This is a genomic window from Erwinia psidii (assembly GCF_003846135.1).
Lineage (GTDB): Bacteria > Pseudomonadota > Gammaproteobacteria > Enterobacterales > Enterobacteriaceae > Erwinia > Erwinia psidii.
Window position 1 is genome coordinate 224529 of record NZ_RHHM01000008.1, and the last position, 19488, is coordinate 244016.

At 50.1% G+C, this 19488-nt stretch carries 16 protein-coding genes and 3 pseudogenes; 13 read left to right on the forward strand and 6 right to left on the reverse strand.

Translation table 11 applies throughout. The annotated features are described in order from the left end of the window. Positions 1-73: 73 nt before the first annotated feature. Positions 74-1987 (reverse strand): bifunctional 5-dehydro-2-deoxygluconokinase/5-dehydro-2-deoxyphosphogluconate aldolase, encoded by a 1914-nt coding sequence (locus tag EB241_RS12200; protein WP_124233438.1) that lies wholly within the window; start codon positions 1985-1987, stop codon positions 74-76. A 526-nt stretch (positions 1988-2513) separates the two neighbouring features. On the opposite strand from EB241_RS12200, the gene iolD reads away from it, so the two are divergent. The 8 genes from iolD to EB241_RS12245 all read left to right on the forward strand — a co-directional run bounded on the left by iolD (position 2514) and on the right by EB241_RS12245 (position 13256). Further along, positions 2514-4454, forward strand: a complete 1941-nt coding sequence (iolD, locus tag EB241_RS12205) for a 3D-(3,5/4)-trihydroxycyclohexane-1,2-dione acylhydrolase (decyclizing) (protein ID WP_124233439.1) — start codon at positions 2514-2516, stop codon at positions 4452-4454. A 44-nt stretch (positions 4455-4498) separates the two neighbouring features. After that, the gene (locus EB241_RS12210) at positions 4499-5512 is read left to right on the forward strand and encodes a Gfo/Idh/MocA family oxidoreductase (RefSeq protein WP_124233440.1); all 1014 of its coding nucleotides are present in this window, start codon (positions 4499-4501) and stop codon (positions 5510-5512) included. 40 nt (positions 5513-5552) lie between these two features. Further along, the gene (locus tag EB241_RS12215; protein ID WP_124233441.1) at positions 5553-5771 is read left to right on the forward strand and encodes a hypothetical protein; all 219 of its coding nucleotides are present in this window, start codon (positions 5553-5555) and stop codon (positions 5769-5771) included. Continuing rightward, positions 5771-6670, forward strand: coding sequence for a myo-inosose-2 dehydratase (iolE, locus tag EB241_RS12220; protein ID WP_124233442.1), 900 nt, complete (start codon positions 5771-5773; stop codon positions 6668-6670). The genes EB241_RS12215 and iolE overlap by 1 nt, the downstream gene beginning before the upstream one ends. Positions 6671-7218: 548 nt before the next feature. Then, positions 7219-8718: a sugar porter family MFS transporter gene (locus EB241_RS12225; RefSeq protein WP_233592600.1), complete on the forward strand. Its 1500-nt coding sequence runs from the start codon at positions 7219-7221 to the stop codon at positions 8716-8718. A 1014-nt stretch (positions 8719-9732) separates the two neighbouring features. Continuing rightward, positions 9733-10359 carry a carbonic anhydrase gene (locus EB241_RS12235; RefSeq protein WP_124233443.1) on the forward strand — a complete coding sequence of 209 codons (627 nt, stop codon included), beginning with the start codon at positions 9733-9735 and terminating at the stop codon, positions 10357-10359. Further along, positions 10356-11834 carry a SulP family inorganic anion transporter gene (locus tag EB241_RS12240; RefSeq protein WP_124233444.1) on the forward strand — a complete coding sequence of 493 codons (1479 nt, stop codon included), beginning with the start codon at positions 10356-10358 and terminating at the stop codon, positions 11832-11834. The genes EB241_RS12235 and EB241_RS12240 overlap by 4 nt, the downstream gene beginning before the upstream one ends. A 312-nt stretch (positions 11835-12146) precedes the next feature. Continuing rightward, on the forward strand, positions 12147-13256 hold the full coding sequence (locus EB241_RS12245; RefSeq protein ID WP_124233445.1) for an AI-2E family transporter: 1110 nt from the start codon (positions 12147-12149) through the stop codon (positions 13254-13256). A gap of 49 nt (positions 13257-13305) precedes the next feature. Here EB241_RS12245 and EB241_RS12250 read toward each other — a convergent pair whose 3' ends face one another. From EB241_RS12250 to EB241_RS12260, 3 genes and pseudogenes are all read right to left on the reverse strand, one after another. Next, complete coding sequence (locus EB241_RS12250; RefSeq protein ID WP_124233446.1) at positions 13306-14514, reverse strand: FAD-dependent oxidoreductase; 1209 nt, start codon at positions 14512-14514, stop codon at positions 13306-13308. A gap of 235 nt (positions 14515-14749) precedes the next feature. Continuing rightward, a pseudogene (locus EB241_RS21490) lies at positions 14750-15427 on the reverse strand (IS3 family transposase); the annotation flags it as partial. Between the two features lie 63 nt (positions 15428-15490). Beyond that, a pseudogene (locus tag EB241_RS12260) lies at positions 15491-15643 on the reverse strand (IS3 family transposase); the annotation flags it as partial. A 354-nt stretch (positions 15644-15997) separates the two neighbouring features. Here EB241_RS12260 and EB241_RS21985 point away from each other — a divergent pair. From EB241_RS21985 to EB241_RS12290, 5 genes and pseudogenes are all read left to right on the forward strand, one after another. Beyond that, a complete protein-coding gene (locus EB241_RS21985) occupies positions 15998-16393 on the forward strand; it encodes a DUF4062 domain-containing protein (RefSeq protein WP_124233448.1) in 396 nt (131 codons plus the stop codon). Continuing rightward, the gene (locus tag EB241_RS12270; RefSeq protein ID WP_199737355.1) at positions 16288-16863 is read left to right on the forward strand and encodes a hypothetical protein; all 576 of its coding nucleotides are present in this window, start codon (positions 16288-16290) and stop codon (positions 16861-16863) included. Before EB241_RS21985 ends, EB241_RS12270 begins: the two co-directional genes overlap by 106 nt. Before the next feature lie 246 nt (positions 16864-17109). Beyond that, positions 17110-17508: a tail fiber assembly protein gene (locus EB241_RS12280; RefSeq protein WP_124233450.1), complete on the forward strand. Its 399-nt coding sequence runs from the start codon at positions 17110-17112 to the stop codon at positions 17506-17508. 64 nt (positions 17509-17572) lie between these two features. Continuing rightward, positions 17573-18017: pseudogene (locus EB241_RS21500) on the forward strand (STM2901 family protein). A gap of 5 nt (positions 18018-18022) precedes the next feature. Further along, positions 18023-18292, forward strand: coding sequence for a DUF1493 family protein (locus EB241_RS12290; protein ID WP_233592601.1), 270 nt, complete (start codon positions 18023-18025; stop codon positions 18290-18292). A gap of 153 nt (positions 18293-18445) precedes the next feature. Here EB241_RS12290 and EB241_RS12295 read toward each other — a convergent pair whose 3' ends face one another. Together EB241_RS12295 and EB241_RS12300 are read right to left on the reverse strand one after the other, a co-directional pair. Further along, positions 18446-18886, reverse strand: coding sequence for a WapI family immunity protein (locus EB241_RS12295; protein ID WP_124233451.1), 441 nt, complete (start codon positions 18884-18886; stop codon positions 18446-18448). Positions 18887-19094: 208 nt separating this feature from the next. After that, positions 19095-19488, reverse strand: a 394-nt coding sequence (locus EB241_RS12300; RefSeq protein WP_148089647.1) for a DDE-type integrase/transposase/recombinase, incomplete at its 5' end; no start/stop codon positions are given.

Genomic DNA, 19488 nt, shown 5'->3' on the forward strand with positions numbered 1-19488 from the left:
TGATGTATGTTTCAAAAAAAATCAGATAAACAGCCCGCACTTTCCGTTCGGAACGTGCGGGCGACGGTGACAGTCAGCCACGGGCTTCTCGCCAGTAGTCGATCAGATTCAGGTAATTTGATTTCACTTCTGATATCAGTTCATCATCATTCAGTTTACCCTGCATCCAGCGGCGGGAAGGGCTGCCGAAGATGGTCCGACCTACGGCGAACCCCTTAATCAGCGGATGTCCTGCCGCCGCGGCAAAACCGCTTCGTAATTCATCCGGTGGCGCATCCAGACCAAGAATCAGAATGCCACGACAATCAGGATCTTCACGCTCAATCAGCGCGCCGATCTTTTGCCAACCGTCACTGGAAAGCGGAGGCAGTTTCCACCAGTCCGCTTTGATACCAAGATGATAAAAATGCTCAACCATTTGGTAATAGCAACGCTCTGCTTTGGGTGGCCCATCCTCCGGTTGAATTACCTCAAGCAACAATTCGTGGCCCGACTGATTACAGGCCTGCCACACTTCCAGCAATAGCTCATCCTGCTCTGAGCGAAGCGACGCCGGGTCATCCGGGTGATAAAACACAAGGCATTTGACCACATGCTCACGCGGCCACTGAATAAGCTGAGAGCCAATATTGCCGTGCTCCAGGCGCAGTGGGCGTGAACCCGGCAGTTCAATCGGGCGGCCAATCCACCAGCCCTCGCCGGTAATGGCGTTCAGTGCAGCCTGGCCATAGGTATCGTCAGCCAGAATGCCACTGCGATTCTCCAGCCCGGCTTCCTGTGCAGCCGCCCGTGCGGCGTTTAGCAGAAGCCGCTTAAGCTGAGGAATGCGCGCTTCGGCGCAACCCGTTTCCGTGGCCAAATCTGCCAGCTGTTTACGATGATCAAAGGCAAAGATACAGAGTTCAGACCATTGCCGGGTCCGGCTGGTCACTCGATGGAGATGATTCAGCCGCGCGTCCAGATCGGGCCGGGGCACAGAAGCCGCCCGCGCAAGATAGTCATCCAGTTCCCTGCGTGTTGGCATCGCAGGCGCACAGCCATGACGTGAAACGACCAGTGCGCCGCAGGCGTTCGCATACCGGCAGGCCTGTTCCCAGCTTTCATTGTTTAACCAGCCCCGCAGCAGCCCGGACATGAAGGCATCGCCCGCGCCCAGAACATTCAACACCGCTACCCTTACGCCCTGATACAGTGGAATATCCTGCCAGCGGGCGGGGATCTTCCCTTCCAGCACCACGCAGCCGATGGGACCACGTTTGCATACCAGCGTGGCGTTGGTGGCACGGCGGACGTTTTTTAATGCTGTCAGGGTGTCCGTACTGCCGCCAGCAATATGGAACTCCTCCTCGGTTCCTACTACCAGATCAAACAGATGCAACACTTCCTGAAGTTGGCGGGTGACGTCGCCTGACTCCACAAAACGCGTTTCGCCATCACCCAGCGTGGTCAGGCCCCACAGAACAGGACGATAATCGATATCCAGCGCGGTGCGTAAGCCGTGGCGTTTAGCGTACTCAAGCGCTTTCAACACCGCGGCACGCGTACTGGCATGGGATAAATGTGTGCCGGTGATGGCGAGCGCCCGTGAGGATGCAATATAGTCTTCATTGATATCTTCGGGAGTCAGTGCCATATCGGCGCAGTTATCGCGATAAAAAATCAGCGGAAAAGTCTCCTGATCCTTGATGCCCAACATAACCAGCGCGGTCAGGCGCGTTTTATCCGCGATCAGATATTCAGTGTCAACGCCTGCACCGTTCAGTGTTTCCCGCAGGAAGCGGCCATTGTGTTCATCACCCACGCGAGCCAGCATGGCGGACTTCAGCCCCTGTATAGCCGTGCCATAGGCGACATTACCAGATGAACCACCCAGATATTTTGAAAAACTGGTCACGTTCTCCAGCCTTGCGCCAATCTGTTGTGCATAGAGATCCACGGCCACCCGGCCGATACAAATGACATCAAGCCGCTTTACTTCTGCATTCATCGCTGGAGTTTCCTTTTGCATGACAGCTGGTCGAATCGGCCACTGACCGACATCGTTCCCGCTAACAGTCTGAGGGTAGAGGGATAGTGTTATTTTGAGAAATAAATATTTCATTTGCAAATATATTTGAAATTAAACATTCAAAATTGTGAAGGTGCTATCACTCTTTCACGCAAAACGCCCCCAGCTAAAAGGGCGAACTTTCTTCCAGTGGTGTGGCGATGCTCTGTGAAGTAAATGTCTATTTTTTATTGAATTTAAAGGGTTTATTTTTTTTCTTCGTCCATTTTATTCGAGCTTCCTCGCACAATCAGCGTCGCGATAGCGGCCAAAATGACACCAGAGTTTGATCCTTATCGCAAAATGAAATATTTTTTCTGTATTTTTGTTTAATGAAAAAAATGTTTGCCTATAATCCAGAATTATTACAGAGGGAGATAGCCATTCTCAGGGCAACACAACCGTTTCCCTTTATTGAGTCAGGCCAACCCTGCAATAAATACCGACCGAAAAAGGAATGTGTAATATGGGCAAACTGAGACTGACGATGGCGCAGGCGCTGATTAAGTTTCTCGATAATCAGTATCTGAAAGTGGATGGTGAGGAGCTTAAGTTCGTTAAAGGTATTTTCGCCATTTTTGGTCATGGAAACGTGCTGGGACTGGGCCAGGCGCTGGAGCAGGACAGTGGCGAGCTTCGGCTGTACCAGGGGCGTAACGAGCAGGGCATGGCACATGCAGCAACCGCGTTCGCCAAACAGTCGCTGAGACGTCAGATTATTGCCTGTACCTCGTCCATTGGCCCCGGCGCGGCGAATATGATCACTGCCGCAGCCACTGCCACCGCTAATCATATTCCTTTACTACTGCTGCCTGGCGATGTGTTCGCAACCCGCCAGCCCGATCCTGTTCTGCAACAAATTGAGCAAAGCCACGATCTCAGCATCAGCACCAACGATGCGTTCCGGCCGGTCAGCAAATACTGGGACCGCGTTACCCGCCCGGAACAGCTGATGAGCGCCTGTCTCAATGCCATGCGTGTTCTTACCGATCCGGCTGAAACCGGTGCGGTTACGCTCTGCCTGCCTCAGGATGTGCAGGGAGAGGCGTGGGATTATCCGCAATCCTTTTTTTCCCGGCGGGTACATTTGCTGGATCGTCGTCCTGCCAGCCCAGCCCAGCTGGCAGACGCGATCGCCGCGATAAAAGCGAGCCACAAGCCGCTTATCGTTTGCGGAGGCGGTGTGAAATATTCGGAGGCGGGCGAGGCGCTGGCACAGTTTGCCAGCCGCTATGGCATTCCTTTCGCAGAGACGCAGGCGGGAAAAGGCACGGTCATTTCTTCCCATCCGATGAATGTGGGAGGCGTCGGGGAGACGGGCTGTCTGGCGGCTAACCTGCTGGCAAAAGAGGCCGATCTGGTTATCGGTATCGGTACGCGTTTCAGCGATTTCACCACCTCATCAAAATGGATCTTTCAGCATCCTTCCGTGCGTTTTTTGAATATCAACGTCAGCAACTTCGACGCTGGAAAACTTGATGGCATTCCGCTACTGGCCGATGCGCGAGAGGCTCTGCATTCCCTTGCGACAGCACTGGCTGGCGACAGCTGGCGTGCTGGCTGGGGCGATCGCATCAGCACGCTGCAGGGCAGTCAGCTGAAGGAAACGCAGCGGGTTTATCAGGCGGTCTGGCAGGCGTCGAATTTCGTGCCAGAAATTGACGATCATCTGGATCGCACCTCGGTTTACCGGGAATTCCGGCATATCACCGACTCAACGCTGACGCAAAGCAGCGTGCTTGGCGTACTGAACAACACTCTGGCGGAGGATGCCATTATTGTGGCGGCGGCGGGCAGTCTGCCGGGGGATCTGCAACGGGTCTGGCGCAACCGTGCGAGCAACACGTATCACGTCGAATACGGTTATTCCTGTATGGGCTATGAGGTAAACGGCGCCCTGGGGGTGAAGCTGGCACAGCCGCAAAGTGAGGTCTATGCGTTGGTCGGTGATGGCTCGTTCATGATGCTGCACTCCGAACTCGTCACCTCCCTTCAGGAGGGGGCAAAAATCAATATTGTGCTGTTCGATAACATGACCAATGGCTGTATTAACAACCTGCAAATGGGGCACGGCATGAACAGCTTTGGTACTGAATTTCGCTATCGCTCCCCGGAGAGTGGAAAGTTACAGGGCGGCTTTGTTCCCGTTGACTTCGCCACTATTGCATCAGGTTACGGCTGTAAAACCTGGCGGGTTACCACCCTGGAGCAACTGCATCATGCAATCGATGCCGCCCGGAATGAAGCGGGCAGTACGCTGATTGATATCAAAGTGTTGCCGAAGACCATGATCCACGGTTATGGCAGCTGGTGGAATGTTGGCGTGGCGCAAACGGCACTGTCAGAACGGATCCGCAACGTTGCTCAACAGCTCAATGAAAAGCGCGCTCAGGCACGAGATTACTAATCCAATAACTACCCTGAACCCTACAATATCGCAGGAGAAAGAACATGACGTTAAAACTTGGCGTGATTGGTGCTGGCGCTATCGGCAAGGAACATATTCGTCGTTGCACCCACACATTACAGGGGGCAACCGTTGTGGCGGTGTCGGATATCAATGCTGACAGCGTGCGTGCGGCTATTGAGTTATCAGGTATAAACGCGGAATCCTACTCTGACGCTTATGAGGTGATTAAAGCCAGTGACGTTGATGCGGTTCTGGTGACATCCTGGGACCCGACGCATGAAGAATATGTGCTTGCCGCCATAGCAGCCGGTAAACCCGTTTTTTGCGAAAAACCCCTGGCAGTGACCGCAGAGGGATGCCGGCGTATTGTCGATGCTGAAATTAAAGCAGGAAAACGTCTGGTGCAGGTTGGATTTATGCGCCCCTACGATGAAGGCTATCAGGCGTTGAAGCTCGTCATCGACAGCGGTGAAATTGGCGTACCTCTGATGCTGCATTGTGCTCACCGCAATCCTGAGGTGGGCGAAAACTACACCACGGATATGGCGATCACCAGTACGCTTATCCATGAATTAGATGCGCTTCGCTGGCTTCTTAACGATGACTACCGCTCTGTTCAGATACGTTTTCCCCGTGCCACCTCTGCCACACATGCCCGGTTGAAAGATCCGCAGATTGTGTTGCTTGAAACCCAGTCAGGCATCCTGATTGATGTGGAAATCTTTGTGAACTGCCGTTATGGCTACGACATTCAATGTGAAGTTGTCGGGGAAAAGGGCATCGCAAGTTTGCCAGAGCCATCTTCTGTCAGGCTCCGCTCGGCGGCGAAGCTGTCCACGTCTGTTTTAATGGACTGGAAAGATCGCTTCATCAAAGCCTACGACACTGAGCTACAGCACTTTATCAACGATGTTAAAGCCGGAAAGCTGTCCGGTCCGTCAGCATGGGATGGTTTTGCCGCGTCCGTTGCTGCCGATGCCTGTCTGAAAGCGCAGGAAACCGGTGAGACGGTCAATATCACTCTTCCTGAGCGTCCGGCGTTCTATCAGCAATAAGCATGGTACAGGCCGCCATCTTTACTGACAGGTAACGACGATGAAAATGACATTGGATGGTGTGATAACCGACATAAGCGCCACCCGCAGGAGCGGACAGGCTGTGCAGCGGTGCGATGTCAACGCAGACGGCGAAACCTCTGTGGCGGCGTCTTTATTGGGTTATCAGGAAAAGATGCAGTATCAGGCAGTGGAAACACCGGGTCCGCTTCAGCGCGAATGGCCGTGTCATCACGACATACTGACGGGAGTACGATAATGAATCATGAACATGTCAAACTGGCTATCGCGCCGATTGGCTGGACAAACGATGATATGCCGGAGCTGGGTGGGGAAAACACCTTTCAGCAAATCGTCAGTGAAATGGCGCTGGCAGGATTTACCGGCAGTGAGGTAGGCAGTAAATACCCCCGCGATCCGGCGGTGCTCCGCCCGATGCTGGCAATTCGGGGAATTGAGATTTGCAATGCGTGGTTCAGTACCTTTTTCGCCGAGGGGAAGCGAGAGAAAACCATCGATGAATTTGTTAACCATATGAATTTTCTGCACGCCATGGGAGCAAAGGTGATTGGTTGCTCAGAACAGAGCGGCAGTATCCAGGGGACCGGACTGCCAGTGCTGGGTGACGATAAGCCCTGTTTCAGTGAGGATGAGTGGCAAAAAGTCGCCGAGGGCTACAACACTTTGGGAAGACTTGCTGCTGAAAAGGGTATGCAGGTTTGTCTGCATCATCATATGGGAACGGGCATCCAGACCACCCAGGAGATTGATAAATTTCTCTCCCTGGTCGATGAAAATGTTTTTCTGCTCTACGACACTGGCCATGCCTGGTATTCGGAAGGGAACGAAGCTGCCATGCTGGATATCCTTAAAAAACATTTTTCACGGATTAATCATGTTCATCTGAAAGATGTCCGTCCAGCGATAATTGAGCAGGTACGCCGTGAAAAACTGTCTTTTCTGGACGGCGTAAGGAAAGGGACTTTTACCGTTCCTGGTGACGGAGTTATTGATTTTGATCCTGTTTTCAAAGTGTTAAATGAAAATGGATACAAGGGCTGGATAGTGGTCGAAGCAGAACAGGATCCGGCAATAGCTAACCCCCTTGAATACGCGATCAAGGCACGAAAATATATTCGGGAAACCGCCGGGATATGATGTCTTATTAAATAAAGGCCGCATCTGTACGCGGCCTTTTCATTTCTGTCCTGAAACTACGTGGCTGTAGCATGGTCAGCCTGCCTGTTGGCTGTGAATGTCACTATGACAAGACAGGTAGCGGCTCCCTCTCCCGGCGTTAAGTTCTCCCCGTGAAATGCGTCCAGTAACGCCTTCTGTGAATGAGATGCTATGTTAATTTTTTTCATTTATATTTTTTACGAAATTAATAATTTAAAAAACAATGATGATTGTTTTTCAGGTAAAAAAATACTTTTTTTATATTATTCATTTAAATCAATGAAATAAGTTAAGCTATTCCATTTTATTCTCACCTCAGCTCAGTTTGAAAATAGTACCTGTGAGTTATTTTAAACAAAATAGCAACAAAACATGATCCAATACGCAAAATCAATATTTCATGGTTAGATTATATGAAATATTTAGTTTAAATTACCTCTGTGAGTTTACAGGTAATGAGGCAAATACCTTTGCACTCAAACAACATCTGAATTTATTCCTATTACAGCAGGTGACTGGAGTCTTCTATGACTAAAGAACAATATCTCACGCTTAACAGGGCATCTGGCCCAAACAGTGACGCTCCTACAGCGCCGTTTGTTAAGGTTGTTGCGCTTATCGCAACGTTAGGTGGTCTGCTTTTTGGTTATGATACCGGGGTTATTTCTGGCGCATTGCTTTTCATGGGCAAGGAACTTCATCTCACGCCCTTTACTACCGGGCTGGTAACCAGTTCGCTTCTTTTTGGTGCCGCGCTGGGGGCCTTGCTGTCCGGCCATATGGCCGCTGCCGCCGGCAGAAAGAAAATCATTTTGTGGCTGGCGGTGATCTTTGCAATTGGTGCGTTAGGGACGTCACTGGCCCCGGACGTAAACTGGATGGTTTTCTTTCGTCTTATTCTTGGCGTGGCCGTTGGTGGCGCAGCGGCGACGGTACCTGTTTATATTGCTGAGATGGCACCTGCCAATAAACGTGGTCAGCTGGTGACCTTACAGGAACTGATGATCGTCTCTGGCCAACTGCTGGCGTATATCTCCAACGCGGCATTTCATGAGATTTGGGGGGGGGAGAGCACCTGGCGCTGGATGCTGGTGGTGGCAACGTTACCTGCCGTGTTGTTATGGGTCGGCATGCTGTTCATGCCTGACACGCCACGCTGGTATGTGATGAAAGGTCGTTTTGCTGAAGCCCGCAGCATACTCGAACGCACTCGCCGCAAAGAAGATGTCGAATGGGAGCTGATGGAGATCACTGAAACGCTTGATGAGCAAGGTTCTCTGGGGAAACCACGATTGCGCGAGCTGACGAAACCCTGGCTGTTAAAACTGTTTCTGATCGGTATTGGTATCGCGGTAATCCAGCAGTTGACGGGTGTCAATACCATTATGTATTACGCGCCAACGGTACTGACCTCGGTGGGGATGTCTGATAACGCCGCGCTGTTTGCCACCATAGCAAACGGTGTGGTGTCGGTATTGATGACTTTTGTCGGTATCTGGATGCTGGGGAAAATCGGCCGTCGTACCATGACCATGATTGGCCAGTTTGGTTGTACCGCCTGTCTGGTATTTATCGGTGCCGTAAGCTATCTGCTTCCTGAAACGGTCAATGGGCAACCGGATGCGTTGCGTGCCTATATGGTGCTTGCCGGGATGTTAATGTTTCTCAGTTTTCAACAGGGAGCGCTCTCGCCCGTGACGTGGTTGCTGCTGTCCGAAATTTTCCCAACACGGCTCCGTGGTATTTTTATGGGCGGGGCAGTTTTCGCAATGTGGATTGCCAACTTCCTGATTTCCTTGTTTTTCCCTGTACTGCTCGCCTGGATTGGGCTTGCGGGGACCTTCTTCCTTTTCGCCGCCGTTGGCGTGGTGGGAGCATTTTTTGTCATCAGGTGCGTGCCGGAAACCCGTAACCGCAGTCTGGAGCAGATCGAACATTATCTGAAAGACTGGCTGGATACTGAGGCCCACAGCATTAACAAAACCTCCAGACGCAGTAACACGGTTTTGGGAAAAGCACGTCCTTAATGAAAAACTGAGGCTCATTACCAGCGCTGGCCAGCCAGATATCTGTGAAGTACAGATGCGGCTGGCCAGTCTGTTCACCACTTCCCTCTGTGCTTAAATCGGCCAGGTTGTCGCCTGTCTGTCCTGTCTGTCCTGTCTGTCCTGTCTGTCCTGTTTGCCCTGTCTGCCCTGTTTGTCCTGTTTGTCCTGTCTGCCCTGTTTGTCCTGTCCGTCCTGTTTGTCCTGTCTGTCCTGTTTGCCCTGTCTGTTATTACCCTGGTCTTCAGGATGGCCAGCCTGCTTCTACAGCGGACCTTTTTTACTGCGGAGCGGCACAGCTTACAGCGTCAGGCATTGCCCGATGTATCACTGTTTTCAGCGCTCTCAATTCCTGAACCGAATAATCTGCTGGTAACACAGGTATGAACCAGACACTCAATGACAGTATCCGCAATTTATTTCCAGCTTTGGACTATTATTTTGGCGGGTATGTTTAATGGAAAAAGCCATTAATGTAAAGATGTTTAAATATTTCACCGTGTTTCTGACGTTAACTGATAAATAGAGTTATTAATTAACGATCTGCTTTTTTCTTTTAAAACTGATTTTTTGAAAATGAAAATATGACGATATTAAGGCGGGTGATGCTATTTTAAGCAAGGTTTTGTCAGCCATGGCATGCACTTACACTGCCATTTTTTTGGAAGTGTTTTGCCCTGTTTTTTTTAATTTAACTAATTGTTTTTTATCAAATTTTAAATGTAATTTAATTTTTAATTATTATTTTTTAGATTTTAATATTGAAAATTAATGAAGAGTAAAACACTGCTGCGAAGTGGTTTTAATAAAAAATTCAAGCCTGCATATATTATCTTCTTAAGAATATTCCTAATGTTTCACGATGCGTCCAAAATGTCAGAACTTATTTCAAAGGTTATGTACATACTGATTGAGGAGGATCTTCCTCTTATCTCCTGTGTAAATTGAATCTGGAGCCAGGTTTATAACCTGGTATCCTGAAAGAGAGACTGTATTTTGACGACACTTAAACCTTTATTAGCGAAAAATCGCAGTTGGGCCTTACAGCGCCGCCAACGTAATCCTCAGTATTTCAGGCAGAATGTGCATTCACAGCAGCCGCATTCCTTGTGGATAGGCTGCTCTGACAGCCGGGTACCCGCAGAAGTCCTGACCGGAGCGCATCCTGGCGAACTTTTTGTCCACCGCAATATCGCCAATATGGTTGTCAGTGATGACGATAACTTCATGAGCGTGCTGCAATATGCCCTTGAGTACCTAAAAGTCTCACGGATTGTGCTGTGTGGGCACTATGGCTGCGGTGGTGTTCAGGCGGCGCTTTCACTGCCCAATATTCCCCTGTCCGATGAGAATTCCCCGCTGGCCCGGCGTATCACCCAGCTGCGTGAAGCCCTGGCACCGGGTCTGGTTGAAGCCAGCAACACCGAAGACGAAACCCAGCGGCTCAACCAGCTGGTAGAGGCAAATGTGCTGGCGCAATTTGCGCATCTGATCCGAACCGAACCGGTATTAGCCGCATGGCGTGATGGCGTACAGCTGGATATTTTCGGCTGCGTTTATGACCTGCACACCGGCCATCTGAAAGAGTTGATTCAACAGAATGCACAGGAGCCTCAGGCATGAATTTATCCACACTTCGTAAGGACCTGCCCGCAGGTCTGGTCGTGTTTCTGGTTGCGCTGCCGCTTTGTCTGGGCATCGCGCAGGCCAGCGGTCTTCCCCCTTTTGTTGGCTTACTGACTGGCGTGATCGGTGGCCTGGTGGTGACGACGTTCAGTCCATCAAAGTTTGCTGTGAGCGGTCCCGCTGCCGGACTGGTAACCATTGTTACCGGTGCCATTGAGACGCTGGGATCGTTTTCTGCCTTATTGCTGGCGCTGATTATTGCAGGCGTTCTGCAATTTTTACTTGGCCTTGCGCGGGCCGGGCGCTTTATCACGCTGGTGCCAGGCACGGTGATTAAGGGGATGCTGGCAGCCATCGGCATTTTACTGATTACTCAGCAAATCCCGGTAGCCATTGGTGCCGCAGAAGAGAGTGAACTGAGCGATATGGTCACGGGTGGTGCTTTCAGCGTGTCGGTTCCGGCCATTGTCGTTTCGGTCACCGGATTATTGATCCTGTGGTTCTGGTCCACGCCAGCAGTGAAAAAAATCAAGGTATTAAGCTGGATCCCAGGCCCCCTGATGGCGGTACTGTTTGGCTGCCTGGTGACGGTATTCGGCGGCAAAATATTCCCGGAAATCATGGGCAATCTGCCGCGTATTTCCCTGCCATCATTTGACAGCATTCAGGCGCTGACAGGAGAGCTGAAACGCCCTGACTGGATGGCGTGGCAGAACCCCGCGGTGTATGTCGTCGCCGTGACGCTGGCGGTGGTTGCCAGCCTGGAAACGCTGCTGAGTCAGGAGGCGCTGAAAAAGCTCCGTTCCCAAACTCCTCCACCATCGCCAGATAAAGAGATGCGCGCTCAGGGTATTGGTAATCTGATCAGTGGCTTGTTGGGGGGGTTACCAATCACCGCGGTGATCGTGCGCAGCTCGGTAAATGTCAGTGCGGGGGCGCAAAGTAAAATTTCGATTTTGCTGCACGGCGTGCTGCTGCTGGTTTGTGGTCTCTGGTTCAGTAATTTGCTAAATGCCATTCCGCTCGCGAGCCTGGCAGCCGTACTGCTCCACACCGGCTATAAGCTGGCGACGCCTGGGCTGTTTGTTGAACATGTGCGTAAAGGTGCCCAACAATATGTCCCATTCCTGACCACCATCGGCGGTATTTTACTGTTTGGTATGCTGGCGGGGATCGGGATCGGTCTGGCGACACAGATCCTGTTCAGCGTCTACAAGAGCCACCGCAATGCGCTGCTGTTGACCCGCTATGACGATCACTATGTTCTGCGTTTTCAGCAGAACCTGACGTTTTTGCACAATCCCCGTCTGAAAACGCTGCTGTCAGAGATCCCGGAGAATAGCGTTGTTATCGTGGATTATGATAATGCGGAATACATCGATCCTGATGTAAAAGCCGTTCTGGAGGACTTTGGTGAAGGTGCACAGAAGAGAGGCATTGTGCTGAATCAGTGGCCGGTGAAACTGGCCTGATAACGCGACGTCCCCTTTCTGGCCGGTTTCAGAAAACCCGCGGGGAAAGGGGACGTTTATCAGTAGTGACAAACGGCGTATTACGCAGGAAAGCGCTAAAGCGGTTAGCCTTACCTGCTGCAACCGGTCATCTGAGATACGTGCCAGGGGCGGCGCTGTTTTGGGCCATCAGATTTTGTTGCCTGAGTTATCTTCTCCTCCCAGGCTCCGTGTCAAACACGGCATTGCTGCACTTCCCTTAAATATTGCAAAAGCGGTCAGTCGTTCTATGCTTCGTTAGCTGGCATAACCGTAAGTTCCTGGGGAATAACAATGAGATTCAAAGGCCTGTCAAAAGGATTTTTCATCCTGATCCTTTTTATTGTTACCGTGGCTTTTTTCGATATTGTAGAGCCGTATTACTCTTCCGTGCTGTGGGCGGCTATTCTGGCGGTGATTTTTTATCCAATGAACAGCCGGCTGAAACCGCTTTTTGCAAAGAGAAATGGCCTGGCCGCGTTGGTCACCGTGGTGGTGATATGCGTGATTGTTATTACGCCGCTGGCGATTGTCCTGTCTTCCATGGCGGTGGAATTTAATAACGTCTATGATCGGTTGCAGCATAACAATACGCAACTGCCTGCCGTTCTGGCGGACGTCATGCAGCATCTCCCCCTGTGGGTAAAACATTCTCTGGCCCAGCATCATCTGGATACGGCAGCCAGCATCCAACAAAAATTGTCGCAGGTGGCACTTCAGGGCGGGCAGTATCTGGCCGGCAGTGTTTTTATGATCGGTAAAAGTAGCCTGAGCTTTGCGGTGGGTTTCGGCATCATGCTCTACCTGCTGTTTTTCCTGCTCAAGGATGGCTCCTGGCTGGTCAATGTGATCCTGCGATCCCTGCCGCTGACTGAATATGTTAAACATCACCTGCTGGTCAAGTTTGCTGCGGTATCCAGGGCGACGGTGAAAGGAACGGTGGTCGTGGCGTTGGTTCAGGGAGTGCTCGGCGGTCTGGCGTTTTACTTCACCGGGATTGAAGGAAGCCTGCTGTGGGGCGCGCTGATTGCCTTTCTCTCGCTGATACCCGCGGTTGGTTCTGCGATTGTCTGGGTGCCTGCTGCAGCCTATTTCTTTTTCTCAGGCATGATCTGGCAGGGGATTTTCCTGGTGGTGTTTTTCGTAGTGGTGATTGGTCTGGTTGACAATATTCTGCGCCCGCTGCTGGTGGGAAAAGATACCAAAATGCCTGACTATCTGATTCTGATCTCCACGCTGGGCGGAATGGAGATCTATGGTATCAATGGCTTTGTGATTGGGCCGCTGATTGCCGCACTGTTTATTGCCTGCTGGAACCTGCTGTCTGGCCGCGATAATGAAGCAAACAGCGAGGAAATTGACGAAGATTTCATCGAAGAGGGAAAAGCTCATCCTGACGCCTGACGTCATGCCGGTGGTTATCACCGGCTGAAGATACGGTAATGTTGCCGGTTCAGTCGCTGTCCGGCAACTCAAGGAAAAAACTCATGCCAATCAGCCTGCCGGAAAGCCGGGAAAGAAATTTGCGTTGACGTAACCACAACTCCATTTTTCCGGGTGGTTTGCGGCGTGGCTTTTGACCGGCTTTGCCGATCATTATCTGCAATGACTGGGTTGCCCAGGTCGGGAAAATCCGGCGGCGCTGCACTTTCTGCACATCTTTCAGGGTCAGACGGCCTGATTTCAGCGGACCTGAAAGCAGGTTCGCGGCAGCCACCGCGTCCTGAATCGCCAGGTTTACACCAACACCACCGATGGGTGACATGGCATGGGCTGCATCCCCGATGCAAAGCAGACCGGGTTTCGACCATTTTTCCAGCCGATCAATTCGGATCTTCAATAAGCTGACCTGCTCCCAGCTGGTGATGTCCTGCTGTAACCGGTGCATGCCAAAGGGAGAGACCTCAGCCACCTGTTGTAAAAGCGCCGGAAGTCCTGCCTCATGCAGCGCTGGCAGACTGCCTTTGGTAATCGAATAGCCACACTGCCAGTAGCTACCACGATCGATCATAATAAAGTTTTTCTGTGCTCCACGATGGCTCATTGACGCTTCGGGATCGTCAGAGCGTCTGGCAATTTTTAGCCACAGGACGTCCCTGGGCGCGCCAAAGCGCTGTACCTTCAGGCCCGCCAACTCACGTACAACAGAATCACGTCCGTCACAGCCGATCACCAGTTCGCTGCGAAACTCGCGCATTTCACCGTTAACCGCGGCGCGCACGCCTCTGACCGTTCCCTGTTCTTCAATCAGTCCGCTTACCGTCGCATTTCGAATCAGCCTAAATTCGGGTAACGTGGACGCTTTGCTGTTGATCAGATTGAGAAAGTCCCACTGTGGCATAAAGGCGATATATTTACAGTGGGTTGGCAGGCGACTGAAGTCCGCCAGCGTGGCCTCTTTCCCGTTGATTTCAGTATATAATTTCTCAGCTTTCTGATGGGGGATGGCCAGCAGTTCATCCAGAAAGCCCAGTCGCCGGACAATCTCCAGCGTCGAGGGGTGGAGGGTATTGCCACGAAAGTCCCGCAGGAAGTCGCCGTGTTTTTCCAGCACCGTTACCGGGATACCGCGGCGTGCCAGCAGATATCCCAGCATTAATCCAGCGGGGCCGCCGCCGACAATGCAACATGAACCCGCCGTACTAAGGTCTTTTTTATGCATTTCTGATCATCCGGGCTGATTAAAGATGATAACAATTATCATTTGAATGATATCTGGTCAATCACTGTGCTACCCGTGCTACTGACATGGCTACACAGCCTGCTAAATAAGCTTATCCCTGTCAGATTGGGTATCGTTTTCTGGCTGTTTCGTAATGGGTCTCAATCACCGCCTCCCTTTTTGTTCTGCCAGAGGGTGAGGCTGTCAAAAGGGTGATGCACCCAGTTGTTTGATTATTATTTATAAGTCTGTCCGGTACGCGTACTGCCCGCTGCGCGGGAATATTCAGGTCGATTTCTACCGTTAGCGCTTCGCGGTGACAGTTGTCCACAACCTTAAACATGCGAAAACGCTGGCCACAGGTCAGCACATTATGCATGAAATCCAGCGGCCGGCACTGGTTCTGCGTCTCCGGCACAGCCAGCGGTAAGGGATCCCGCCTGGACAGGTGCTTTTTCCCTTTACGACGAAAGTTCAGCTTCAGCAGGCGGTAAATACGGCGCACTCTCCTGTGATTCAACGCATAGCCCCGGCGACGCGGTATCTGAAAACGTAGCAGGGATAACGTTCTGCCGCCTGCTGAAGGGCAGCAATGACCGGTTCATCGCACAACATATCAGGACGGTTATGATAAACCATACTGCTCAGTGACAGCGCCCGGCAGGCCTGACGAATACTGAGAGAAAATGACTGAAGCACATGCCTGACCAGCTCCCGCTTTACTGCTGGCGTCAGAGTTTTTTTCGATCACATCCTTAAGTGCCCGGTTCTCAGGGCTCAGGCCAGCGAACCTTTGCTTTGGGCTACGATTTTCGTCTTCCTGCTCCTTGATTTTCCTGATGTCGCTGGCCTCCATGCCGCCATATTTTGCTTTTCAGTTACACTCACGGGCTTCATAAATGGTGGCTTCACGTCAGACGTCCTCAGTATGCCGAAAGATCCCTGAAAGTGAATGGCGCTATTATGCGGGATGGTTACTCAGCGCTTCCGGTGTACTCAGTGGTAAAGTATTATGTACTGGCAGACGCTGCTTGCCTGTGCGACGAAAGTTCAGCTTCAGCTGACAGTGAATACGCTGGAGCCTTTTATGATCCCACTGATATCCCTGCCGCCGCAGAACCTGGAACAGATTCTGCATGAAATGTTTGCAAACTGCGCACTACTGACTCTATGAATAAAACATCTATTCCACATGCAGAGGTTAATTTTACCAGTCAACTGCAGCGAATAGCTTTTATTCATCACTTTGGCTTGAAAGATAGCCCGGAAAAAATATAAAAAAAGTTCAGTTTGATCACCGCCCTCTGCCTGGGATTAGCAGCGATAATAATGATGTGTTCAAAACTCTTATCATCGCAACCCTTACAAAGGATCATTAAATAAATTTGAGTTAATAAGAATGGCTAAACCAAGGGTTTTCATTAGTTCTACCTTTTTTGATTTACGTTCTATGCGAGCAAGTCCTGAGCGTTTTGTGAAATAAATGGGTTATGACCCTATTATTTTCGAACGAGGTCATATTCCTTGGGATAAAGAGGATCCTCATGAGTTCTCTTGCTACAGGGAAATCCACACATGCGATATATTAGTGACAGTAATTGGCGAAAAGTTTGGGACTCAATCGCGGAATAATGAACCATCGATTACTCAAAATGAGATAAATGAAGCTTTTGATAGAGGTAAGCAGGTTTATCTCTTCGTAGATAAGTCTGTTTATGCAGAATATTATACTTATCAAAAAATAAGCATTTTGAGGGGATTGTCCCAGTTTCTGTGGACAATAATAAAATATTTGACTTTATTCATGATGTCTACAGTCTGGATGTGGGTAATCCTGTTGAGCCATTTGAAACTGTTGAGGATATTACAAGATACTTAAGAGAGCAATGGGCTGGTTTGTTTCAAAGGCTTTTAATAACTAATTCAAGAAAATTAGAAAGTGAGCTAATCAGTGATATTAAAAATAGTGGTGAGACTTTACGTAGCTTAGTCAATGTGCTTGTTAAGGAAAGGAAAAACCCAGCTCAGGTTAGCGACATATTAATGCTTTATCATCCAGCATTTGAAGCAATAAAAAAAGCGGCTAATATTACCTACAGAGTTGTATTTTATAATCTCGATGAGCTAAGTAGCCTACTTTCTGCAAGAGGTTATATATTGGATGAGGATTTCTCACCCGAAGGATATTATGACTTTGATAATAATAAATCTAAAAAATGCATTCGTGTAGACAGAGATGTATTTGAGAATGGCGCACTTAAAGTTATGCTTCCTACGGACTGGAAGAATCAATTTGTTAGAGTCGTTACTTTTAACCCACCATCCGATGATGACGATGCTCCATTTTAACCAATGATTTAATTTCATAGCATGTGTTCACTCATCCATAAGCAAATGACGTTCCCTTGCTGGCGCTTTTTAAGACTGTCAATCTCGCGCCATGAACTGACAAATCCCCAACATTGTGCGCCTGCTGCGCAACCTGATCCATATCGGCACCGTGTCTCCCGTCAATCTCAATGACGGGCAGTGCCGCGTGGACACCGCCAGTAACCCCAGCGCCTGGCTGACCGCCCGTTTCGGTCGGACACATTCATGAATGCACCCTCGCTGAAATCCCTTATTCCGTCGGAATGGAAAGACGACGGCACCTGTAACGATGACACCTGGCCTTCGGATGCCGTACCGGCCACGACAGCCGAAGCGGCCAGTTACTGGAAGCAAATCCCGCCCGACGGCCAGTGGCTGGGCGTGGCGGGTGGTCGCCCGGTGTGGGAAGACGAACCGGCGTTAACCCCGGAGCAACGAACGGCGCTGTCAGAACAGCAGAAGGCGCTGTTGCGGACGGAAGCCCAGTCCACCATCAGCCTGTGGCAGACGGAACCTGAGCTTGACATCATCAGCGATGAAGACAAAACCCGCCTGATTGCGTGGATGAAATACATCCAGGCGCTGGACGCGGTGGATATTATGTGGCCGGAAAAACCCGTTTAACTCCAGATTAGGCGAGTGCTACACTCAAAACCTGTTAAACAATCAGTGAAATAAATCTGTCGCTATGGATACAACAGAACAACTGAATGGAACCTGGTATTCAATGGGTTATCGGACCTGACCCCGCAGGAACTGTTGTTTTGGGTTCTGATCGAAGAGACCGAAAAACAGTCAGGCGTACAGGACATTGCGGCTGTTGCGGCGCTGAGCCAGGGCAACAACAATATTGCCGTGCCGTGTAAACCTAATACGGCAACAGAGGGTAGGTCCGTGGCCTCACTGTTTTTCCGCAAACATTTGTCATATAAATTTCAGCGGCGCATTCTGCCAACCCTGACGGCAAAATCCTTTAGCTTGCGCGGGCTGAAAATTTTCTGGGTTAACAATCTGGGGGGCGGGCCGTGCCGGTCGTGGGGTGGGTTATTCTGAGCAATGATATTGCACAAATCAGCTTCCGTACCGTGTATCGTTATAATCTGACAGTTCGCCCGGAGGATAAAATCTGGTGAGTGATATGACTGATACGGCTAATGCAGTGGGGGAATTTGTCCGTCGGGAGCAGCCGCGGGTGACCACGTTCCTGTTGAAGAAAATCGAAATTAATGACGGTGATATCTTGCAGGAGCTGTATGAAGCTGACGATATCGCTGAAATGTCTGAAAAATCCTTCCAGGAATGTAACGTTCAGCCCGCAGGGTTTACCCTTGACGACTATTTCCCCTGGAAAATGTCCTCTTTTTTCACGTCATCCTGTCAACAAGGGCAAAAAGCCGCTGACTATTGAGTCGGCTGATGCCGGATGCTGGCTGTTTGCATAACTGACTGAGGGGCAGCACAGGCTACCCGATGTGTAGTCTGGGGGAAATATTTTATAAGGAAGAGAATTATCGCCGCCATCATGGGTGTTTTTATAAAATAAATGACATGGCATAAAATTTTAATTCTGCCATTCAATCATTTCATCAAGCCGTTTCAGAATGTCAGGGAAATAGCTCTCATTAAGACCAAAGTCACCTTTAACCTGAACGCTGTCGGCGTGGGGTTCCGGGCGAAGAACAAAATCAATCATTACGCCATCCCCGCCTGTTACTTTTCTGATATCCATATTGAGTTGCAGGTTTAAACTGCGAAACTCATACGGTTTTACTTCACGCTGTGCAATTAATGCATCGTGATGTAATGAAAACTGCTCCCGCAATATTTTAAGTTCACCGACGGAAAAGTCGGTTTTAAACTGCACTTTCAAACCACTTACTGAGAACTCGATCCATGACTTAATCCAGTCCCAGCGGTGTTCAACTGGATCGATTTCGTGATCGGTTACACGCTCGAAAGGAGATACCGCAAAGGTAAAATCGTCATTTTGGAAATTAAACATGTAAGTATTCCTGTAGCACTAATCAAAAATATTTGAAATGAGAAATTGTCCAGTCGGACTCACGCACCACAACTTCAAGTGTGTATTCTTTATATTCATATTGCATCGTGTGCTTGTTAAATCGTAATTTAAACATTCTGGTTTCATATCTGAACATCCCAGCACCTTTGCGGGGATCTACCATACGTTTACCATAGCGGTGTAGTGGTCAACAAAAACTGGCCACCGTTTTAGAGTTTTTCCAGTATCGGTTTTCTGATTCGTTTGGTGGCAACCCGCCGTTATATTCGTGCGGTCTGAACACACTGTAATATCCAGCGATATAGTCCGTTATTGCGCGAGCTGCATCGCTAAAGCTTATGTAACCCGTCACTGGCACCCATTCATTTTTCAGGCTCCTGAAGAAGCGTTCCATTGGGCTATTATCCCAGCAATTCCCACGCCGGCTCATACTTTGCTTGATCCGGTATCGCCACAGCAACTGTTGGTACTGCCGGCTCGTATAATGACTGCCCTGATCGCTGTGGAACATCACTCCGGCTGGCTTGCCACGCGTTTCCCATGCCATTTCCAGCGCCTTCATGGTGAGTCTGCTGTCTGGT

Bases quoted from the DNA above. Each gene is read 5' to 3' on its own strand.
- EB241_RS12200 (WP_124233438.1), bottom strand. From the start codon at position 1,987: ATGAATGCAGAAGTAAAGCGGCTTGATGTCATTTGTATCGGCCGGGTG.
- iolD (WP_124233439.1), top strand. From the start codon at position 2,514: ATGGGCAAACTGAGACTGACGATGGCGCAGGCGCTGATTAAGTTTCTC.
- EB241_RS12210 (WP_124233440.1), top strand. From the start codon at position 4,499: ATGACGTTAAAACTTGGCGTGATTGGTGCTGGCGCTATCGGCAAGGAA.
- EB241_RS12215 (WP_124233441.1), top strand. From the start codon at position 5,553: ATGAAAATGACATTGGATGGTGTGATAACCGACATAAGCGCCACCCGC.
- iolE (WP_124233442.1), top strand. From the start codon at position 5,771: ATGAATCATGAACATGTCAAACTGGCTATCGCGCCGATTGGCTGGACA.
- EB241_RS12225 (WP_233592600.1), top strand. From the start codon at position 7,219: ATGACTAAAGAACAATATCTCACGCTTAACAGGGCATCTGGCCCAAAC.
- EB241_RS12240 (WP_124233444.1), top strand. From the start codon at position 10,356: ATGAATTTATCCACACTTCGTAAGGACCTGCCCGCAGGTCTGGTCGTG.
- EB241_RS12245 (WP_124233445.1), top strand. From the start codon at position 12,147: ATGAGATTCAAAGGCCTGTCAAAAGGATTTTTCATCCTGATCCTTTTT.
- EB241_RS12250 (WP_124233446.1), bottom strand. From the start codon at position 14,514: ATGCATAAAAAAGACCTTAGTACGGCGGGTTCATGTTGCATTGTCGGC.
- EB241_RS21985 (WP_124233448.1), top strand. From the start codon at position 15,998: ATGGGTTATGACCCTATTATTTTCGAACGAGGTCATATTCCTTGGGAT.
- EB241_RS12280 (WP_124233450.1), top strand. From the start codon at position 17,110: ATGAATGCACCCTCGCTGAAATCCCTTATTCCGTCGGAATGGAAAGAC.
- EB241_RS12290 (WP_233592601.1), top strand. From the start codon at position 18,023: ATGACTGATACGGCTAATGCAGTGGGGGAATTTGTCCGTCGGGAGCAG.
- EB241_RS12295 (WP_124233451.1), bottom strand. From the start codon at position 18,886: ATGTTTAATTTCCAAAATGACGATTTTACCTTTGCGGTATCTCCTTTC.